The organism is Streptomyces sp. NPDC049040 (assembly GCF_043197715.1).
GTDB lineage: Bacteria > Actinomycetota > Actinomycetes > Streptomycetales > Streptomycetaceae > Actinacidiphila.
Genome location: NZ_JBICTO010000004.1, coordinates 311,480 through 331,463 on the forward strand (window position 1 = coordinate 311,480; position 19,984 = coordinate 331,463).

Consider the following 19,984-nt stretch of genomic DNA (forward strand, 5'->3'; position numbering starts at 1 on the left):
GGCCGATCGCGAAACGCTGTCCGATGTGCTCAGGTACGCCGAGACCCTCGGCACGCTGCATTCCCTGCTGCCGGAACCGTGGGACACCGCGCCGGCGTCCAGACCGGTGTGATCACCGCATCGGAGCGCCGCACACAGATTGCCTGGGTGGGTGCGGCACTCTTCGGGGCTGCGGTGGAGTACACCGCCTGGAACGTGTCGGCGCGCGCACGCGCCTACTGTGACGCGGGGTACGACGCCGGCGGGGCCTTCGAGATTGCGTTTCTCCTCCCGGTGATGGTGGGCATCGGCGTCTTCCTCGGCGCCACGACGTGTGCTGCAGCCCTGCACCTCACCCGGCGCGCGCCAGCGCCTGTGCGCGCCTGCGCCGCCGTCCTGCTGGTAGTCCTCACCACGGTGTCGCTGGGCTGGTGGCTCTTCGCGTCCCGAGGCACCCTCGACGGCTATCCCGGCGACTCCGGACTCTGCCCGGCGAGCAACATCCCCCCATGGTGGCCCGCGTGGATCCCGGCCTGACACTGCACCAGGAAAACGGCCACCTTCCCACTCACCCAGAGCGAACACCCCCACAAACCGCCTTCACTTGAAGCCCACGCGGGTTATCCCCCGGCGGTCATGGTGATCGGGGTTGCCCGACGGCGGTCGTGGAGGACGAGACGACCTCCACGGTCAGCGCGCGGGTGCCGATTGACCTGCCGCAGCACTGGGTTGCGCCTCACCAGGAGCGTCTCCGCGAACTGGTAGTTGTACGGGGGCGAGCGTGACATCTCGTACTGCCACAGATGGAGTTCTCGACCGTTGGGGATCAGGCTGCCGCCTTCGCCGCCTCCCCCAACTGACCGCCGCTGGACCCCAACGGCATGCCACCGCTGTCCTGACCTCCCACCCGGCCGGCGCAGGCTCCTACCCTGGCGTCTACCGTAGAATTGGCGTATGACCGCTCACCGGGGGAAGCCATGAGAAGCCTGTCGTCGCGGGTCATAGTTTCCGGACTCACTCTGGCTGCTATGGGTGTCGTTTCCGCATTGGCCATTCAGGGCAACAACAGCCTGGAGCCTACTGGTCTCGCGACGCCGCATAGGACAACTGCTTCCCCGAAGCCGACGGTATCGCCAACGCCTCCTCCGGTGCCGCCGAACTCAGGCAGTGGGAAACGTGAAGTTTACTCGTTGTCGCATAATCGGGTCTGGGTTGTCCCGAAGAGCGGGAGTCCGGTAGCCACATTCACGGTCACACCGGGAACCGTTCTGGCCAAGCCCGGGACGTACCTGGTGTCGAAGCGGAGGCCGACGGGCGTGGGCGGCGATTCAAAGCGCATTGAACATGTGGTCTACTTCGAGTTCAGGGCGTCGACTTGGGTCGCCTTCTCCGCTGCCATCGATGACAGCATAAGCAAGCCGGATCCGAAACTGCACACTGGCGCAATTCGTGGCCACCGGGCGGATATTTCCAAGATCTGGAACAATACGGTCGTCGGGTCGACGGTAGTAGTGGTCGAGTAGATCTCGCTCTACCCTTCCGCGCGAACGCTCCTCATCCCGACAGGATATCGCTTACCACTGTCGCCTTCGCCTTCAGTTGAGCTGATGTTTTGTCGAGTTCCTGCCGGTGCAATCCGATGGCCTTCTTTTCAAGTGAAGACTCTCCGCTGAACCAAGCTTCGACAGTTCCCGACTCTTCCTTGCAGGTGACATCACGCGTTGCGACGCTGATTTCCCTGGCGGATGGCTTGTCCGATTTCCAATCCCAGCTCTTCTCCTGCATCACGGCTTGCGGTGTGCTGTAGTCGTAACCTGCCGCAGCCATGCACTTGGACCACTGCAAGAATGACGCCTGGACGGCTGGAAGACTCATCGCCTGAACCCACCCGTCGTCCTTTATCTTGTTTATGACGTCGCCCTGCCCAGGCTCGGGAATGGTACTCTCGGCCGAGCTGAAACATGTGTTTACGCGTGACAGCTCACTCTTCGAAGGCTGGACTCGGGCCGCTTTGACATCTTGGATGGCCGTCATAAAATGATAGCCATATTTTGCCTGTTGCAAGTTCACCGGCCCGTAGCGTCCTGCCATCAGCGAGGGAGGCTCCTGGTAGGAAGACGGACCTGGGCGAAAGTGTAGTCCTCCGCTTTCCAGGCAGGCTGTTGCCAGTTTGGTGACAGCGAGACTGGCCTGATGCCGCAGTTCGTCGGATTCCATATAGTTCTGTATCGGGAGTCGGAGGCTTGGCAGGGGGTTGACGATCTTCGGATCGGGATCGACATGAGGTGAATCCTTCGATGGCTTCGCACTGTCCGACTCCCTGTCTCCGGTCAGAGTATGGGACTTCTCATGCCCGGAAGCCGAACAACCAGTGAGCAGCAAAATTCCTGCGGCGGTGCCAGTACATACGATTGACAGCAGCCTCGCCGGAGCAAAGGATTTCATATCTCGCTTCCGTTGGATAACCCGTTCCGCCTCCGAGAAGGGGCCGACGCCCGCCTGTGAGGTGTCCGCGGACGCCGACCCCAGTCGCGCTCACCCGCCCGATGCGTACAACTTCCACGATGCGTCTTCGTTGTATGCGTTGACCAGTTGCTTGTTTGTGTTCGAGACCACCGTGTCGTACGTGCCCAGGAATCCCGAGTTGAAGAAGACACGCACGGTGATGTTCTGAGAAACGACGCCGCCCTCCGCACTCAAGGAGGCGGCGGCGGAGTTGTTCTTGACCGGCTGACCCGCTCCGGCACCGTTCCCGTTGTTCGGGAATGTGTAACCCTTCAGGTCTTTGACTTCTTGCACCCCGAACCAACGGTAGTAAGCGCTCGACATATTGGAGTTGTAGTACAGGCAGAAGCTGACGGCGTAGGTCGCCTGCAACGGGCACTTGCCTGTCGCGGCTTCAGCTGGCGCAGTGAACGTCAAAAGCGAAGCCGTAACGGCTCCGGCCAAACCCGCCGACAGCAGTAGCTTCTTCATGTGCGAACCCCCCTGGCAACTCTTCGTTGACACCTGCAAGAATATGCGAGGCGAATATCCGTCGTCAACGGCTGCAATCAGTGACTGCCGAAGTGTTCCCTATGCACAATTCTCCCGATTGGGGCGGTATGTAGCGTCTTGGCGTTCCCGTGTGTCTGATTTTCGCAACGGGAATGGCCGACATTGACGCTTAATTCTTCGAATGATGGTTTCGCTGGATCGGCCTGGCCGAAATGCTCCTTCTGTCGGGTGCTTCGAACGCGACCCGGAGTGTGCGTCGTCGAAGCCGCCGAAGGTGCAGCCCTGCGAGGCAGGTCCCCAGGCCCTCCCCCCTCTCGCTGCCGCACCGCCACAGCACAGCTCTTGCGCAAAAAACTCGCTAAATTTCTTGCATTCGCTCGTAATATTGCTGATCGATGTGGCGGACCCTACGATCGGTCCGCGTGGCGGCCCGGCGCGGACACACCTCGCCGTCCGTGCTCCTTGCTCGTCACGACCCCTCCTACGAAGGGACAACGACCGGTGAGAAAGCCCAGCATGATCGCCGCATCGAGCGCCGCGGCCCTGGCCACAGTCCTGGTCCCGGGTGCGTCCACCGCCCTCGCGGGCCCCACCGACGCATCCGGGTGCCAGTACTACACCGACTTCGACTTCCTGGGCACCCAACTGTCGATCTACAACAGCAAGGTGTGCAACGGCGTCACCCAGCCCGCTTACGCCGTGATCGAGAAGGTCAGCCCCACCTCGGGCGTCTCTGCGGTGGCCTACGGCTTCGGCATCGTGCGCTACGACTGCCAGGGCACCACTCCCACCACCTTCCGGTTCGACGGCGACATCAACCGGCAGGTGATACTCAACCCGGGCACCCTGCCCTGCGGCTGACCCTTTCCCGTGCCGCCGCGGCTCCCCTGCCGCGGCGGCTCGGCGCGCCCCGCGGACCTGCGCGCCGGGCAGCCGGCCCCGCACGTCAGCGCCGTACCAAGCAGGCCTCGGGTGCTGCGACCGGGAAGGTCCGCCGGGAGGTGCTGTCGGAGCGGTCGGATAACCCAGGAGCTTCGCATGGACCATCAGAACGTCGAAGCGGCCATGGCAGAGATGCTGCGTGTGCTCAGCCCCCATACCGCCGAGGACTGGACGGTGCCGGCGGGGCCGCTCGAATGGACCTGCTGGCAAACGGCAGCGCACATCGCCCACGACCTGCTGGCCTACGGAGGCCAGGTGGCGGCACAGCCTGCCGACGCCTACCTTCCCTTCGACCTGAAAGTCCGCCCGACCGCATCACCTGCTGAGGTACTCCAAGCCGTCACCGCCTGCGGCGGGCTTCTCGGCAGCGCCTTGGCCACAGCCGGCCCGACCCTGCGAGCCTGGCACTGGGGTCCGTGCGACCCCGAAGGGTTCGCAGCGATGGGCGTCGCCGAAATCCTGCTGCACACCCACGACATCACCGAGGGACTGACCGTGGACTGGCTACCACCAGCAGCGCTGAGTGCAGCCGTGCTCGACCGGCTCTTCCCCGACGCTCCGCCCGGAGACACGACGCGGGTACTTCTCTGGTGCACCGGCCGCGGGGAACTCAACGGCCTCCCTCGCCGCACATCATGGACGTGGAAAGCGGCACGACGCTGACGTAGGTCGCCGGCTCCGGAGCTGGACCGGGTGCCGATCCGCCCACAGGGTCCGTTGCGTGAGCCGACCTATTGCCGTGGTCACGAGGTGGCTGCTTGATCCGCTTCGGCGGGAAGCGGTGCCGCCGTGCCGGCGGACTGTGGGAACACTGACGCCGCGGGGAGTCTGCGCGACAAGTTCAGCACCATCGCGCACGCGATCACGAGCATGGGGCCCAGGACGATCCACAACAGCGGGGCGGCCGTGTCCAGGAGGGCGGAGAAGCCGGCCGGGGCGAGGATCGCGGACACCCCCCATGTCAGTTGGTACACCGCGAGGTAGCGTCCTCGGACGGCGGCGGGCGCGATCGCCGCTGCGAGCGCGGAGGACGGCGCGGTGTGCATCAACTCACCGGTCGTGTAGACGACCGTGGCAGCCACCAGGCCGGTCAGTTGCCAACCCCCGTGGGGGAGATAGCCAACCGCGGCATAGGCGCCGCAGGATACGGCGAACACCGCGCCGCCCAAGGCGAGCGCGTGGGTACGGCGGGCTCCGGCCTGAAGCCGGCGTACGGGGAGCTGGCCCACCACGAGCAGGACCGTGTTGAGTGTGTACAGCACACCCAGCACAGCGGGGGACGTACCCAGGACGACCACGGAGTAGAGCGGCAGCGCCACCGGCAGGACGGAATGTGCGAGGGTGAACACCTGCTCCGCCCCCACCAGCGAGAGAAACGGCCGGTCGGACAGGACTCTCCGATATCCGCCATGCTGCTGCGGCTCTGCGCCCGAGCGTCGGAGTTCGGTGTGGGGACGGGGACGGGGAGGGGGACCAGCCATGGCCAGGCACCCGGCCGCCCCGACGAAGCTGACCGCGTCGACGACTGCCATCACCGCGAAGCCGTGGTCACCGACTACCGACAGGGCCGCTGCCGACAACAGGCCGCCCAGTCCGAAGCCGATGTTGCGGGCCATCGCCACACAGGCGTACAGCCTGTCCCTGTCCGCACCCGACGCTATCGCAGCGGCGTGACTCGAGGCGGCGGGATAGTACGCCCGGTCGCCGACGGCGATCAGGGCGGCGACTGCGATCAGCGCGGGAAAACTCCCGACCAGCGGATACAGGGCGAAGCCCAGCGCCCGCAGCAGATAGGTACCGATCAGAACGGGGTGGGAGCCGAACCGGTCCACCAGTACGCCCGCCAACGGATTCGCCACCAGGCCGACGGTCGCCGCGGCGGTGACTCCCAGGCCCACCCTCGTCACCGACAGCCCCGTCACCTCGTGGATGAACACCAAGGTCAGCGGAAGGTACAGGCCTGATCCCAGGGCATCGACGAACAACGCGGCGAGGTAGGCCGTACCTCCGGGACGCCGGCGGGCCAGCTTTCGTGAAGTGACGCTCTGCATGCCCTGACTGTTCACCGTCCGCCCGGGCTCCCACCTCGGCCGCGGGCCGTAGATGCAACGGTCAGCCACTACGCCCATGGACCTAGGACGAGGGATGCATGGTCTTACCGATGCCCCCTTACTCGGCAAACGGCACCCCGCTGGGGTCGGGTGCGGCGGCCAGAGGCGGGCCCTGCCGTCATGCTGACGCCGGCCTCGCCAGGCCACCCGCGGGAGAACCAGCGTCTCTCGGCAGGCTGGGGACGCACGACGCACAGGCCGTCGGCCTCGTCTCCGCGCTCGCCACGGCCTGAGCCCTCGGGGTCAGCTCCGGCACTTCCGTCGAGGACCCGGCCTTCAGTGCGCCGTCCGGAGGTCGAGCCGGTGGTGACCGAGGCCGTGACCACCCCGCCGGCGCGTCATGGCCGGCCGCGGGCCGCCGGGGCGTCCTGTCCGGCGCGGCCGGCCGGGATCAGCGCAGCGCCGACTCGATCGCGGCCAGGTGCTCGGCCACCGGCCCCAGGGTGATCAGCCCGCTGCCCGCGCCCGCCTCCTCGGCTGCGGCGGGGGCGAGTTGCGTGTGGGCCTTCGCCAGCAGGCCGGTGTCGCCAGTGGCGATCGCGGCACGGGCCACGAGGCACCACATCGCCTCGAACATGAGGTCGCGCGGCGGCGAGACAACCGCGCGCAGCGCCTCGGCGGCCTCGCCCAGGCGGCCGGACTCCGTCAGCAGCACCGGCCGGACCCAGGGCTCGTAGGGACCCCAGTCGGAGTCCGCCGCCCCCCGCGGCGGGCTGCCGCCGTGCCGGAGCGCCACACACAGCCGGGCCAGCGGCAGCAGCCCGGTCTCCAGCCCCGGCATCCCGGCTCCGGCCAGGGAAGCGGCGGCCTCCTCGTACGCGGCCTCTGCGGCCTCCCGCGTCCCGGTGGAAGCGGTTCTGAGCGCCCGGTACCAGCTGGTGAACACCGACACCAGCGGCAGGTCGTGCCGGGCCGCGAGACCGTCCACCGCGACCGCGTGGCGGTCCGCCGCCGCCAGATCCCCGAACGCGCACCGGGCCTGGATACGGACCAGGTGGCCGAGCACCTCGTAGCGGACCAGGCCGCCGTGGCCGGCGGCCAGCGCCACGATCTCCGCGCCGACCGCGTCGCGCCGGCCGGCCAGGCCGGCGCGCCGGAAGGACTGCATGAAGGTCCCGTTCAGTGCGAAGGCCAGCAGCGAGGGATCGCCGAGGCGCCGAGCGATCTCCTCCGCCTGGCCGGCCGCCTGCAACGGGCGGGCGAGGGTGCCCGACGGCGGCAGATCGCGGGGAAGGGAGCCGCGCGACTCCACGGCGATCGTCGCCAGCAGCCGGCAGCGGGCCGCGTCCTGGCCCGCGGGCTCCAGCGAGCGCAGCGTCCGCTCGGCCGCCTCCACCAGCCACCGCGCCTGCTCGGGGTCGTCGGACCGGGTCCAGATCGCCGGGACGTCGTAGACGCCGATCACCCGGGCCGTCAGTTCGGGATCGCCGAGCTGCTCCGCCGCCGCCACCGCGGCCACCCGGTGCCTGCGGGCCGCTTCGAGCCCGCCGCCGCCCGTCACCGCGAGGTCGCGCATCAGGCCGACGGTGGACTCCAGCCGGGTGCGGGCGCGACTGCCCAGCGCTCCCTCGTAGGCGGCCGTCGCCCGCGCCCACACGTGGTCCACGGCGGGCGCCCCCTCGTCGGGGTCCAGCCGGTCGGACTGGAGCAGCATGTCCTCCTCCAGCCGCCGCAGCCGTGGACCCGGGTCCACCCCCAGGTGCTCGCGCAGCATGGCCCGGGCCCGGCGCAGCACCGACAGCGCGTCCGCCTGCCTGCTCGACCGGTACAGGGCCAGCGCCAGCATCCGCCAGGCGTCCTCCCGCCAGGGGTGGTCCGTCACATGGGCGTCCAGGTCGGGCACGGCCTCCGCCGCGCGCCCCAGCGCGATCAGCGCCTCGGCCCGCAGCTCGACCGCGTGCAGCCTCAGCTCCGTCAGCCGGGCGCGCGGCGACCGCAGCCAGTGGACGTCGCCGAAGTCCGCGTACGCCGGTCCGCGCCACCACGCCAACGCCTCGGCCGTCCGCTCCAGGACGCGCGCGGGCGCGGCGTCGCCCAGCGCGTCCACGGTCTCCTCGAACCGCCAGGCGTCCACGTCGTCGCGCGCCGCGCGCAGCGCGTACCCGGCTCCTTCGGTGACCAGCAGCCGGGAGGGGGTCCTCGGCGGCCGGTCGGGTTCGAGGCCGCGTCGCAGATCGCCGACGAAGGTCCGCAGCGCGCCCGTCGCGTTGGCGGGCGGCTCGTCCCACAGGTCGGCCACGAGCCGGGCGACGGGCACGACCTGCCGCCGGGCCACGATCAGCCGGGTCAGCACCGCGCGGTGCCGTGGCCCCTTCAGTGTCAGCGGCGTCCCTTCCTCGTCCCAGGCGCCCACCGCGCCCAGCACGCCGAATTCCACTCGCACCCAGCTGTCCGTTCTCTCACCTGCGCTTTCCGTCAACGTACCGCCCTTCGTCCGGCACCGGCCCGGCCTGTGCCGGGCGGGCTGTGGCGGGAGCCGGCCCGGATCCGGGACGCCCGCCCGCCGGCGAGCCGTCGCCGCGGACCGCAGGACGCAGCGCCGCGCCCCCGGGTCCCACCGGCGTCCGGGGCCGTGTGCCCCGCCCGTCGGCGTGCCCCCGCGGGCGTTCATCGGCTGCTGATTCGCCGCCCCCACGCTTGGGTCATCAGCCGGAGCGCACCCCGCTCCGGCAGCCACCTCACCGGGTCCGCGGCAGGCGCGGGCAGGACCACGACGTGAAAGGGCGCAGCAGCCATGACCCAGAGCATCCCCGGATTCGCATACCGGCGCGTGACAGTCGCCGACGGCGTGGAGCTGAACGTCGCCGTCGGCGGCTCCGGCAGCCCCATCGTGCTGCTGCACGGTTTCCCCGAGACCCACCTCATGTGGCGGCACGTGGCCGAGGACCTGGCCGCCGACCACACCGTGATCTGCCCCGACCTGCGCGGCTACGGCGACAGTGACAAGCCCGCGGAGACCGGTCCCGACGTCTACTCCAAGCGGACCATGGCCGAGGACACCGTCGCCGTCGCCCGGGCGCTGGGACATGAGCGGTTCGCGCTCGCAGGGCATGACCGCGGCGCCCTGGTGGCCTTCCGGGCGGGCCTGGACCACTCGGACATCATCAGCCATCTGGCCTGCCTGGACGTCCTGCCGACGGTGGACATGTGGGAGGCGCTGCACGGCGTACAGGCGGCGGTGGGCTTCCACCTCTACCTGATGGCGCAGCCGCCCGGCCTGGCCGAGCAGATGATCCAGAACAGCTCGGACGCCTTCTTCTCCTACTTCCTCGACACCTGGGCCAACGACCCCGATGCCGTGCCCCCGGCGGTGCGCCGGGTCTACCTGGACGCGTGCCGCAATGCCGTGCCGTCCATCGTGGCCGACTACCGCGCCTCCGCGGGCATCGACATCGAGCACGACCGCGCCGACCGCGCCGCGGGCCGCAAGATCACCGTGCCGCTCTCGGTCCTCCAGCAGGACTGGGGCGCCGCCCTGGGCTACGAGGCCGCCGCCCTGTGGGGTGCCTGGGCCGAGGACCTCGACCACTCGACGCTTTCCTGCGGTCACTTCATGGCGGAGGAGGCACCTGACACGATCGCCAAGGCCCTCCGCGCCCTGATGGCCCGCTGACACGCAGGAGCCGGCGGCCGCAGCGTCGCCCGCGGGAGTCGCGGGCGCCGGCAGCGAGCACATGTGGGCGGGACGGCCGCGTTCGACGCGCAAGTCGGCCCAAAGCAGCCAGTCTTGCGTTTCTGTAACTGCGTGAATACTATCAGTAGTTGTGACTGAGCTTCAAGATCTCAAGTACCGCCAGTGGTTCAGGGGTGCCGATGTCGACGGCGACGGGAAAATCACCCGGCACGACGTCCTGCTGATGGGCGAGCGCTACATCGCCGCCCGTGGCGACGCGGCACGGTCCGCGACCGCAGGTCGACTCACCGAGGAACTGGGTGCGTTCTGGACTCACGTGATCGCACCGATGGATCGGGACGGTGACGGGAGGGTCGACCTGCGGGAGATGACCGACGGCTTCCGGCGGGCCCTGACGGATCCCGACCTGTACGCGCAGCAGATCCAGTTGGTGGCCGACTGCTTTTTCGACCTCGTCGATCTCGACGGAAACGGCAAGATCGACCAGTCGGAGTTCGAGCAGATCTTCGGCCTGGCCGGCAACCTCCCCTTCGAGGAGTGCGCCCCCGTCTTCGCCGCCTTGGACCTGGACGGCTCGGGCACGCTGGATCGTGCCGAGTTCCACCAGGCGCTCGCGGAGTTCTTCTACGGCAACGACCCGGAGGCCCCCGCCAACCACTTGTTCGGCAGGGTCACCGGCTGAGGGCCCCTTGACCGGTCTGCAGTTCCCTCACGGTGATGATCCTGCGGGCGACCCCCTGTGCAACAGGTCAGACCCGGCAACGCAAGGAGCCCTGTCCAAGCTCAAGCCGAAACTTCAGAGGCGGAGTTGATGCACGGTGGAACGACGCATGTCGGTTGCGACGCACTGGGGCAGCTATGTCGCGGTGGTCGATTCCGGACGGTTGGTGCGAATCGAGCCGAGTGACGATGACCCCAATCCATCGCCCATCGGCCCCGGAATGGTGGCAGCCGCCGACGATGGCGCTCGCGTGTTGCGCCCCGCGGTGCGCAAGGGCTGGCTGAACGGCGAGCCGCGGGCCCGCGACTCGGCCCGAGGCGCGGACGCCTTCGTGGAGGTGAGCTGGGACGAGGCGATCACGCTGGTGAGCGATGAACTCCGTCGAGTGCGTTCACACCATGGGGACAGCGCGGTGTTCGGCGGGTCCTATGGATGGGCGAGTGCGGGCGGGTTCCACAACGCGCAGGGTCAACTCCACCGGTTCCTGGCGTTGGGCGGGGGATACACCGACTCTCGCAACACCTACAGCACTGCGGCGCTGGAGGTCATCCTCCCCCATGTGATCGGCGGCCATCCGTGGAGTTACCTCTCCCGGATGCCGATGTGGGACGAGATCGCCGAGAACTGCGAGCTGGTCGTTGCCTTCGGAGGGCTCGCCCTCAAGAACAGCCAGATCAACCCTGGTGGGTTGGCCAGGCACCGGACGCGGAACCTGCAGCGCCAGTGCCGTGAGGCCGGGGTGCGGTTCGTGAACGTCAGCCCCATCCGCAGCGACACCGCCGGCTTCCTCGACGCCGAGTGGCTGCCCGTCATCCCCAACACCGACACCGCCGCGATGCTCGGCATCGCCCACACCATGCTGGTCAACGGGTGGCACGACGAGGACTTCCTCCGCCGGTGCTGCGTCGGGTTCGACCGCTTCGCCTCCTACTTGGTCGGCGAGCTCGACGGCATACGGAAGGACGCCGCCTGGGCAGCGGAGATCACGGGCATCAGCCGCGAGGTGATCGTCGACCTCGCTCGGCGCCTCACCACCCGGCGTTCTCTCATCATGGTCAACTACGCGGTGCAGCGGGCAGACCACGGAGAACAGCCGATCTGGATGTCCGTCGTGCTGGCCGCCATGGCGGGCTCGATGGGCCGGCCCGGCTGTGGGTGGGGCGCCGGCTACGCGACGATGGACGCGACCGGTGTTGCCAGGGGCCGCCCTTTCGTGGCGTCGGTGCCCGAGGTCTCCAACCCCGTCCCGGATTTCATCCCTGTCGCAAGGATCACCGACACCCTGCTGCACCCCGGTGAGACCATCGACTACGACGGTCGGCGTCTCACGTTGCCGGAGCTGCGCCTGATCTACTGGTGCGGAGGGAATCCGTTCCACCACCACCAGGATCTCCATCGGCTGAGCCGGGCCTGGCAGCGCCCTGACACGGTGGTGGTCCACGAAGCCTGGTGGAACACCACGGCCAAGTTCGCGGACATCGTCCTTCCCGTCGCCACCACCTTGGAGCGCGACGACTTCGCCGCCGGGCTTTCGGACCCCCATCTCGTCGCGATGCCGAAGGTCCGCGAGCCGGCGGGCGAGTCGCGCACCGATCACCGCATCTTCGCCGCCTTGGCCTGCCGGCTCGGATACGAGCAGGCGTTCACGGAGTCGCGCTCGGAGATCGAATGGGTCCGGCACCTCTACGAGGAGACGAGGGCCAGGCTCGGCGGGGAGGCCGCCCTGCCGAGCTTCGACGACTTCTGGCGAAGCTCCACCGCCGAGCTGACGGCGTCGCCCAGGCCGATTCCCGGCAGTTTCGAGTCCCTGCGCTCGGATCCGCAGGGTTTCCCCCTGCCGACGCCGTCCGGCCGGATCGAGATCTTCTCCGAGGAGATCGACTCGTTCGGCTACGACGACTGCGCCGGGCATCCGAAGTGGTTCGAACCGGTGGAGTGGCTTCGTGCCGATCTGTCCGGCCGATTCCCGCTGCACCTGATCTCGAATCAGCCCGCCTCACGCCTGCACAGCCAGTACGACAACGGTGACCACAGCCTCAGGTCGAAGATCCGTGGTCGTGAGCCGGTGACGATCAATCCGTCGGACGCCGCGTCGCGCGGCATCGAGGACGGGATGATCGTGCGCGTCCACAACGACAGAGGCGGCTGCCTCGCGGGCGCGGTCCTCTCGGACGACGTCATGCCAGGCGTCGTACAGCTGTCCACGGGAGCGTGGTGGGATCCGGTCCAGCCAGGCCTGAGCGGCACCCTGGACCGCCACAGCAATCCGAACGTCCTCACGGCGGATCGGCCGTGCTCACGCCTGTCCCAAGGACCGAGTGCCCTCAGCGCGCTGGTGGACGTCGAGGTCTACGGCGATGCCGTTCCCGATGTGCTCGCCTTTGTGCCACCCGATCTCGAACAGTGACCCGAAGGCTTCCTGCGTCTTACGGCGCCCTTCCGTGTACGCCATCGTCAAGCGTGTCGCAGGCCGGCGCTGGCCGCCGGGAGGCGCTTCACGAGCTCATGCCTGCCGCGGGTCGGCTTCCTGCGCCGCCGCCGGCGGGGTATGAGGGTCGAGCCGCCGACCGCCTGCCCGGTTGACCGGATCGCGACCCAGGCGGTCGGCCGTTCGAAGGCGTCCTCGCAACGGTGACTGCGTCGGCGAGTGCTTTCGGGACTCCTCCAACCTTTCGCTCAGGCGGGAAGTTCAGTGACACCGAGGGCGAAGTTCAGGTTCCCCACCCCGTTGTTGGCCAGGGCCACCGTGACCAGGCCCGCTCCTTCCAGCCAGTGGGCCATTGCCAGACCGCCGGCGTCCAGCGGGCGCAGTCCCAGGCTCTCGATGAACCCCTCCACACGCGCCTTGGCCTGCGCATCGTCGCCGGCGATGAAGACGTCGGGCCGGCCCTTCTCCAGGACGTGACGGAAGATGGTGTTGAACGCCTTCACCACGCTGGCGCCGGCGGGGGCCACCTTGGCGGCTTCCCGTGCGATCGAGGTCTCCTCGCGGTGGGCCAGCCCGTCGAACGTGGAGTTGAAGGGGTTGCTGATGTCGACGATGGTCTTGCCCGCGAGGGCGTCTCCGTAGTGGGTGATGACCGGCACGACACCGTTGTGCAACAGGGCCACGATGACGATGTCCCCGGCCGGGGTGGTCCCCCATTCTCCGGTCGTGGCGCCGTCTCCGAGGGCCTTGGCCAGGCCGGTGGCCTTGGAATGGTCGCGGCCCATGACCTCGACGGTGTTGCCGCCCGCTATTGCCCGCGCGCCGATGGTGCGGGCCATGTTCCCGGTGCCGATGATGCTGATGGTGCTCATAAGGCGTCCTGTCCTGGTTGTGTGGTGTCCGGTTCAGATGGCGGTGGTGCCGCCGTCGGCGACGAGTTCCATGCCGTTGACGTAGCTGGAGTCGTCGGAGGCGAGGAAGAGGGCGGCGGTGGCGATCTCGTCGGGGCGGCCCATGTGGCCGCGGGGGATGAGGGACTCGAACTGGCGCTTGGTGGCCTCGTCGAAGAGCTCTTCCTGCTTGGCGGTGGCGACCTGGCCGGGGGTCAGCACGTTGACGCGGATGCGGCGGTCCTTGAGCTCGTTGAGCCAGACGCGGGCCCATGCCTGCTGGACGGCCTTGCTGCCGGCGTAGACGCTCCAGCCGGGGAAGGCGCCGAGGGAGGCGTTGGAGCCGGTCATGAGGATGGAGCCGCCGTCGTTGAAGAGCGGAAGGGCCTTCTGGACGGTGAACAGGGTGCCGCGGGCGTTGAGCCAGAACGCGTCGTGGAACTGGGCCTCGGTGATCTCGCCGAGCGGGGCGGGCGCGCCCATGCCGGCGCTGGCCCACAGCACGTCGAGGCTTCCCTTCTCCCGCTTGACGGTGTCGTACAGGCGGTCCAGGTCGTCAAGGTCGGCGGCGTCCCCCCGGACGCCGGTGACGTTGCGGCCGATCTGCTTCACGGCTTCGTCCAGGGGGCCCTGGCGACGGCCGGTGATGAAGACGTACGCCCCCTCCTCGACGAACAGTTTCGCGCCGGCCAGCGCCAGTCCGGTGGTGCCGCCGGTGATGACCGCCACCTTGCCGTCCAGCTTTCCCATTGGTCGCTCCCTTGGGTCGGCGGTGCCGTGCGCACCTGAGGACGACGTTATGTACACCGCCCTGTGTGCTTAACGTACGGGGCGGCCAGTCAGTCCGCAACTATGTACACCGGCCGTTACCAATTGACGTAGAGTGGGGCCATGAGAGAGCCGGAGATGGGTCCGACGGGCAGCCGCCGCGGCCGGGGGGCTCGCGAGCGCATCCTCAATGCGTCCCAGGAGCTTTTCCGCGAGCAGGGCATCAACCGCACCGGCATGGACCAGCTCTGCGCGTCGGCCCAGGTGTCCAAGCGCACGGCCTACCAGCACTTCGCCGGCAAGGACGAACTCGTCGCCGAGTACCTGCGCCGGTTCGACCCCTCGGTTCTGTCAGGCGTGTTCGACCGCGCCGACCTCACGCCCCGCGAGCGGCTCCTCGCCGCCTTCGATGTCCCCGCCAGCACACCTCTGTGCCCGTACATCGCCGCCGCCGTGGAACTCCACGACCCCCGTCACCCCGCGTCCCAGTACGCGCGCGACTACAAGAAAGCCGTCGCCGCGCGGCTCGCCGACACCGCCCGCGAAGCCGGAGCCGCCGAGCCCGAGCAGCTCGGCGAGCAGCTCGCCCTGCTCATCGACGGCGCCGCGGCCCGCACCCGCGTCCTCGACGCCGACGCCTTCCCCACCGCCGCCGCCATCGCCGCCGTCCTCATCGACAACGCCCTGGAATAGCCTCGCTGCCGAGTGGATCTCCTCGGTTGCGTGGGCTGATCTGCGAGTGGTTCCTCAGGGGGGTGCGGTGGCCCGTCGATATCGACGGCGGTATCCACACCTTCGCGGTGCCGGTCCAAGCCCTGGAGCCAGGGCTTTCCGCCCGGCTGGTCGCATGGGTGGTGAGCATGCCCCGCCGGTAGGGGCCGTCAGTGATCCCGGCGCGTGCCAGGCGCTCACCGTCGCGGACGAAGCTCGCCCGCTGTTCCAGGAAGTCCGGCCGGCGGCGCGGTCCGAGAAGCTACGCGCGCCGTCGAAGCGCCCAGGGGCAGCACCCTTGGTGACTGCGCTGAGTCACAGAGCCCTCACCGCGTCACGGGGGGCTGCCCGCGGCCGACCCGTCGAAGCCAACGTCACTCCTGGAAGCCCGGTCGCCCCGGCCCGCGTGTCATGCGCCAGACAGGCTCCTCTGCATCCTCCGCATCGTCCTGCGGGAAGGTTTCGTACTCCCCGAGGTCCGGAGCCTGGAAGGGGTCCGTCTTCGGAGGCGGAGATACCGCGGCGGAACAGCGGGGCTGGCCTTCCACAGCGGAGAACAGCGAGGTCAGATCGATGAGAGGTCTCTCCTTGGTCACGGGTCCCTGAGCGGTCCTGTGCGCCCTGTCCGGGCACAGCGGTCCCTACAGCTTGGTCATCTTGGCGTACGGGCTCAAGATCCGCATTTGCTCCGAGCCGAAATCCACGAGCGCCGCGACGCCCTCCTCGATGCCGACCACCCGGCCGAGGCCGTACACGTCATGTGTGACCAGGTCGCTCGGAGCGAAGTGCTTGGGGAGCGGCGCGACCGCCGCCTTGAAGGGGCTGGTGGGCAGACGGTGCTTGGGCGCAGCAGACTTTGTCATGACTCAGTATGGGCCTACGTTCATCCGATTCGCTGCGGCTGTCGGCAGGGATCCTGACGATGCAACCGCCGTCACCCCGCTGACCTGGGATTTCGACGCGAGGCGCGGCAAAATTCGACCCCGGCTCTCCTGTGCTGCCAGTGGCTGACCCGTCTGTCGGGGACGTTGTGGCACGAAGTTCAGCCGATGAGACTCGGCCGTGACAGCGGAGGCGTGGTACCGCCCGTGCGCAGGCCGGTCAGGCGTCCCGGGGTGCCGGGTGGCGCAATTCCTCCGGCGTGGCGCGAGCCGAACCGCAGAACCGGCTGCTCACCTGTGTGGATGACATATCCGGCACCCGCAACGCCGCCGGCGCCGGGAAGGGTGCACCGCCGAGCGTAGGCTGTGGGGAGGGGTGGAAGCGTTCACGCGCAGTGGGTGGGAGGCCGGGGGGGCGATGGTACGGGGCGAGACCACCGGTGTGCCGGCAGAGGAGCACGGCAAGAGCGAACCGCGTGAGGGGGCCTGGGAGTCGGCCCTGTCGGTTCGGGAGTTCGCCGCGGTCGGCAGTGCGGGGTTCGATCCGGTCGGGCTGGTGCTGGGCACGGCGATCTTCCACGTCGGGTACACCGGCGCGTTCACCTGTACGTACGAGCAGTTCTCCAGCAGGAGTCTGGAGTCGACCAACACGCAGTGGCGTCCCTTCTCTGGCTTGGTGGACGCGATGTACGCGGTGCGCACGACGGCGTTGCGCCGCGCGGTGTCCGAGTGCCGTGCGCGCGGCGGTGACGGGGTCGTCGGGCTCACTTTCCGGATCCGTGAGATCTCCGCGGAGAACGTGGAGTTCACCGCTGTGGGGACTGCCGTGCGGGCTCGCTCGTCCATTCGGCCACGCCGGCCCTTCACCTCGCACCTGAGCGGCCAGGAGTTCGCCCGGCTGGTGCACTCCGGGTGGGTGCCCACCGGGGTGGCCTTCGGCATCAGCATGGCCAGTCGGCACGACGACCGGCATACGGTGCGGCAGTCCGGCTGGACGGCGGGGAATCAGGAGGTCGACACCTACACCCAGCTGGTCAGCCAGGTCCGCAGGGACGCCAGGGCGCAGCTGACCCGGGAGGCCGCGAAGAACGGCGGCGACGCTCTGGTGGTGGACGACATGGAGCTGCGGGTACGCGAGCGCGACTGCCGCATCGGTGCGAAGGACCGCGTTGCGGAGGCGCTCTTTGTCGGCACCTCGATCGCCAGGTTCGAACGCACCCGGAAGCCGGCAGGACCCGCGCCCCTGACCATCATGAGACTGGACCGGAACCGCAATGACCTCGCCGATGAGCCCAGCCGGAAACCGGCCGCAGGCGACGGGACGCCGGCCGCGACGCAGATGCCCGAAGAGGTGAGTACCGCGACGTGAGGTTCGAGGTCGGAGTGCCCGCCGGCAGCATGTCGATCGAGCATGCCGACGGCCCCAGGGTGGGCGGCCCGCTCCTGCTGACCCCTGGGGATCACGGCAGCTGCGTTTTCCGGTGGACGGACGACCTTGTGCCCTATGAGGACGATCTGGACTCCGAGGCTCCGGAGCAGGCGGCGGGCACGTTCTCGAGGGCGACATGACGGTGCCGGCCACCAACGGTCCGCTCCACGAGGCGATCCTGAAGCTGGTCGAAGGCGTGCCGCGGAGCCGAGACCTCCACGCCCTGGACGACGGCGTGTAGCAGGACAGGGTGCCGACACCGAGGTTCATTCTGGAAGGTCAGTTCATCAGAGGTGCCTTGCCTGCTGCGAAGGCCACCAACTGTGCAGCGAGCTCCCGCTCCTCTTCCAAGGATTCGGTGCCTTCCTCACCGGACCACTGCCTCCACAAGCCATCTGCGGTGAGCAATGGCTGGGCGTAGCTGGTGCCGAGCACACCGTCGAGATACAGAAGAGACCCCATGGCCTGCCGCTGGCAGTGCTGATCGTCGTCATCGTGCAGGGGGCGTGGGAGGAGAAGGGCCCGATCCAGGTAACGCCGCAGCAGTTCCGCGTCCTGGTCCGTGCCCAGCCGGGCCAAAGCTGTGCAGTGGTCCCAGCCGTACCCGCTCGGGGTGTCGCTTCGCAGGTCCTGGGCGATCCGGTCGCGGAGGTCGGCGCGCCGGCCGACCGCGATGAGCCACGAGGCGGCCACCTGCTCGCGCCAGCCCATGTCCAGAAGTGCCAACAGGTCTTTGGTGCCGGCCCTGCGCGCGGACCAGCGCAGCCGGTACTGGAAGAGCCGCTGACGAGGTCGCGGCCAGAACAGGGCCCCGCCGCTGCGGAGGTGCAGATAGCGTCCACCGTGGCCGACATAGCGCCGGATCAATCGGTGACGGTATCGGTACTCGCGGCTGCCGAACCTCCCGCGCAGGAAAGCCGCCAGGTAGCCCCGCAGACCGCCGAGATCCACTCGGACCACCCACGCCGCCGCCCACAACCGCGACCCGTATCCCCACATTGCCCTTGCCATAAGACCCCATGCCGTCCATCGACCACCATGATGTGCCGCACCTTCCGGCAACCAGCTTCGCGGGACCCGTCGTTGCGCCCCGCACACACCGCGGTGCCCGACTGTGTCAGGTGCCGGCAACGCCACCTGCGGGCTCAACCGAAGCTCCAGGCACCGCCGCCAAGCAGCCCGTCCAAGTCATCCGCGACCTGCGCGATGAGGTCCTCTCCGAAAACGACGAGGGCTTGTTCGGCGTAGTGGGCGAACGTGCCGAGGCGGGCGTCCGCGGTGGCGAGGAACTGGAACTCGTCGTCGGCGATGGCGCTGCCCGGCCAGGGCGGCTGTCCCGGGCCGCCGACGCGCTGCGGGTCGAACTCCCAGCCGTTGAGATACGGGCGGTACTCGTAGACCCATTCGCCTCGCCGTACGCTGGCGCGCAGACCGCGCTCGATGACTCCTTCGGCGGCCGCGATCGCCGGAGTGCCGCGGTCGAGCATGCCGTAAAACCAGCGCCGCGAGTCGAGCGGCGCGGTATACCGGCCACTCCCACTGGCGTAGTCGAAGCCGACGCGGAGCTCACAGCGATGCGCTATCCGATCGGACTCGGCGTCGTGGAGAGAGTGCCTCGCGGGCGGGGTCGAAGCAGGCTTGCCCGGCGGGGTCCAGTGATGGGACCGGACCGTTGTGACGTCCCGAAACCCGACGGCCACAAGGGAGCTGCGCAGCTGCCCGCCGGCCTCGGCGACGAGGAACCGCTTCGCCGGCAGCGGGAAGGGCCACCATGGCAGTTTGGCGAGCAGTTCGGGACGTGCTGCTGTCAGACCCCCGACAGCGGCAAACTCGGTGTCCCGAACGGTCTCCAGCCAGCAGGCCGCGGTGACCCTTCCGTGGTGGGCCAGCACACGGATGTCGACCTCCCCGTGTGGGATCGAGCCCATCGCGTGCCAGGCCGACAGGGGAACGCGGTGCGGCCCGGAGCCGGCGGAGAGGTCAAGCGCCTGCTGCGACCGCAGCTCGTCCCATCGGACCGATTCGACTTTCCACCCCGGCCGCAGCTGGGGGAAGTCGAGCTCTGTCACGTCACCGACCAGGACGCTGCGTTCCCATCCCGCGGTGAAACCTGCTGCCTCGAGCGAGGCCATCAGCTGCGAGGCTCCTGCGTCGTGGGCGAACACACGCCACTCCACAGGTTCCACACGGGCGGCCACGCTCTGCTGCACTTGCGAAGCAAGCCGGGCGACCGAGGTCGAGGCGTCCAAGGCGAGGTGGTCGACGCTGCAGTGCGTACCGTAGTGGGTGAGGATCAGCGGTCCGATCCGCTCGACCACCGTGCCGAACCGCAGATGCGCCGGACCGGCGCCACGCAGGATGCGATCGTGCGCTGCCAGCAGTTCCCCCACGCCCGAGACCACCGCGGCATTCAAGCACTGCTGTTCCCGCGATGCCATCGCTTGAATGCGAACGGGCATCGGCCCCGCGAACGGGCATCGGCCCCGCGAACGG

18 protein-coding genes and 1 pseudogene are annotated in these 19,984 nt (G+C 68.8%); 10 read left to right on the top strand and 9 right to left on the bottom strand.

The genetic code is table 11. From position 1 onward, the window contains the following. Positions 1-147: 147 nt before the first annotated feature. The 3 genes and pseudogenes from ACGFMP_RS13915 to ACGFMP_RS13925 all read left to right on the top strand — a co-directional run bounded on the left by ACGFMP_RS13915 (position 148) and on the right by ACGFMP_RS13925 (position 1,502). Positions 148-516, top strand: a complete 369-nt coding sequence (locus ACGFMP_RS13915; RefSeq protein WP_393672451.1) for a hypothetical protein — start codon at positions 148-150, stop codon at positions 514-516. 113 nt (positions 517-629) lie between these two features. Beyond that, positions 630-764: pseudogene (locus ACGFMP_RS13920) on the top strand (DUF5959 family protein); the annotation flags it as partial. Positions 765-1,007: 243 nt separating this feature from the next. Next, a complete protein-coding gene (locus ACGFMP_RS13925) occupies positions 1,008-1,502 on the top strand; it encodes a hypothetical protein (protein WP_393672453.1) in 495 nt (164 codons plus the stop codon). Positions 1,503-1,533: 31 nt separating this feature from the next. Here ACGFMP_RS13925 and ACGFMP_RS13930 read toward each other — a convergent pair whose 3' ends face one another. Next, positions 1,534-2,424: a hypothetical protein gene (locus ACGFMP_RS13930; RefSeq protein WP_393672454.1), complete on the bottom strand. Its 891-nt coding sequence runs from the start codon at positions 2,422-2,424 to the stop codon at positions 1,534-1,536. Between the two features lie 90 nt (positions 2,425-2,514). Then, a complete protein-coding gene (locus ACGFMP_RS13935) occupies positions 2,515-2,955 on the bottom strand; it encodes a hypothetical protein (protein ID WP_393672455.1) in 441 nt (146 codons plus the stop codon). Positions 2,956-3,477: 522 nt separating this feature from the next. Here ACGFMP_RS13935 and ACGFMP_RS13940 point away from each other — a divergent pair. Together ACGFMP_RS13940 and ACGFMP_RS13945 are read left to right on the top strand one after the other, a co-directional pair. Continuing rightward, positions 3,478-3,837, top strand: coding sequence for a hypothetical protein (locus ACGFMP_RS13940; protein WP_393672456.1), 360 nt, complete (start codon positions 3,478-3,480; stop codon positions 3,835-3,837). A 177-nt stretch (positions 3,838-4,014) separates the two neighbouring features. Then, positions 4,015-4,581 (top strand): DinB family protein, encoded by a 567-nt coding sequence (locus ACGFMP_RS13945; protein ID WP_393672457.1) that lies wholly within the window; start codon positions 4,015-4,017, stop codon positions 4,579-4,581. Positions 4,582-4,661: 80 nt separating this feature from the next. Here the strand turns inward: ACGFMP_RS13945 and ACGFMP_RS13950 are convergent, their stop codons facing one another. Next, positions 4,662-5,969, bottom strand: coding sequence for an MFS transporter (locus tag ACGFMP_RS13950; protein ID WP_393672458.1), 1,308 nt, complete (start codon positions 5,967-5,969; stop codon positions 4,662-4,664). Between the two features lie 451 nt (positions 5,970-6,420). After that, positions 6,421-8,412, bottom strand: coding sequence for a BTAD domain-containing putative transcriptional regulator (locus ACGFMP_RS13955; RefSeq protein ID WP_393672459.1), 1,992 nt, complete (start codon positions 8,410-8,412; stop codon positions 6,421-6,423). Between the two features lie 351 nt (positions 8,413-8,763). On the opposite strand from ACGFMP_RS13955, the gene ACGFMP_RS13960 reads away from it, so the two are divergent. The 3 genes from ACGFMP_RS13960 (at position 8,764) to ACGFMP_RS13970 (ending at position 12,791) form a co-directional block, all read left to right on the top strand. Further along, positions 8,764-9,642, top strand: a complete 879-nt coding sequence (locus tag ACGFMP_RS13960; protein ID WP_393672460.1) for an alpha/beta fold hydrolase — start codon at positions 8,764-8,766, stop codon at positions 9,640-9,642. A gap of 151 nt (positions 9,643-9,793) precedes the next feature. After that, positions 9,794-10,345 carry an EF-hand domain-containing protein gene (locus tag ACGFMP_RS13965; protein ID WP_393672461.1) on the top strand — a complete coding sequence of 184 codons (552 nt, stop codon included), beginning with the start codon at positions 9,794-9,796 and terminating at the stop codon, positions 10,343-10,345. A gap of 148 nt (positions 10,346-10,493) precedes the next feature. Next, positions 10,494-12,791 (top strand): molybdopterin-dependent oxidoreductase, encoded by a 2,298-nt coding sequence (locus tag ACGFMP_RS13970; RefSeq protein WP_393672463.1) that lies wholly within the window; start codon positions 10,494-10,496, stop codon positions 12,789-12,791. A gap of 269 nt (positions 12,792-13,060) precedes the next feature. Here the strand turns inward: ACGFMP_RS13970 and ACGFMP_RS13975 are convergent, their stop codons facing one another. Together ACGFMP_RS13975 and ACGFMP_RS13980 are read right to left on the bottom strand one after the other, a co-directional pair. Continuing rightward, positions 13,061-13,684 (bottom strand): NADPH-dependent F420 reductase, encoded by a 624-nt coding sequence (locus ACGFMP_RS13975; protein ID WP_393672464.1) that lies wholly within the window; start codon positions 13,682-13,684, stop codon positions 13,061-13,063. A gap of 33 nt (positions 13,685-13,717) precedes the next feature. Then, a complete protein-coding gene (locus ACGFMP_RS13980) occupies positions 13,718-14,452 on the bottom strand; it encodes an SDR family NAD(P)-dependent oxidoreductase (RefSeq protein WP_393672465.1) in 735 nt (244 codons plus the stop codon). A 141-nt stretch (positions 14,453-14,593) separates the two neighbouring features. Between ACGFMP_RS13980 and ACGFMP_RS13985 the strand changes: the two genes are divergently transcribed. Beyond that, positions 14,594-15,163: a TetR/AcrR family transcriptional regulator gene (locus ACGFMP_RS13985; RefSeq protein ID WP_393672467.1), complete on the top strand. Its 570-nt coding sequence runs from the start codon at positions 14,594-14,596 to the stop codon at positions 15,161-15,163. Between the two features lie 659 nt (positions 15,164-15,822). Here the strand turns inward: ACGFMP_RS13985 and ACGFMP_RS13990 are convergent. Beyond that, positions 15,823-16,044 (bottom strand): hypothetical protein, encoded by a 222-nt coding sequence (locus ACGFMP_RS13990; protein ID WP_393672468.1) that lies wholly within the window; start codon positions 16,042-16,044, stop codon positions 15,823-15,825. Positions 16,045-16,480: 436 nt separating this feature from the next. On the opposite strand from ACGFMP_RS13990, the gene ACGFMP_RS13995 reads away from it, so the two are divergent. Then, positions 16,481-17,431: a heavy metal-binding domain-containing protein gene (locus ACGFMP_RS13995; protein WP_393672470.1), complete on the top strand. Its 951-nt coding sequence runs from the start codon at positions 16,481-16,483 to the stop codon at positions 17,429-17,431. 339 nt (positions 17,432-17,770) lie between these two features. Here the strand turns inward: ACGFMP_RS13995 and ACGFMP_RS14000 are convergent, their stop codons facing one another. Further along, the gene (locus tag ACGFMP_RS14000) at positions 17,771-18,442 is read right to left on the bottom strand and encodes a DUF6000 family protein (protein ID WP_393672472.1); all 672 of its coding nucleotides are present in this window, start codon (positions 18,440-18,442) and stop codon (positions 17,771-17,773) included. A 194-nt stretch (positions 18,443-18,636) separates the two neighbouring features. After that, entirely contained in the window at positions 18,637-19,929 is a 1,293-nt protein-coding gene (locus tag ACGFMP_RS14005) for a DUF2716 domain-containing protein (RefSeq protein WP_393672473.1), read from the bottom strand. Between the last annotated feature and the right edge of the window lie 55 nt (positions 19,930-19,984).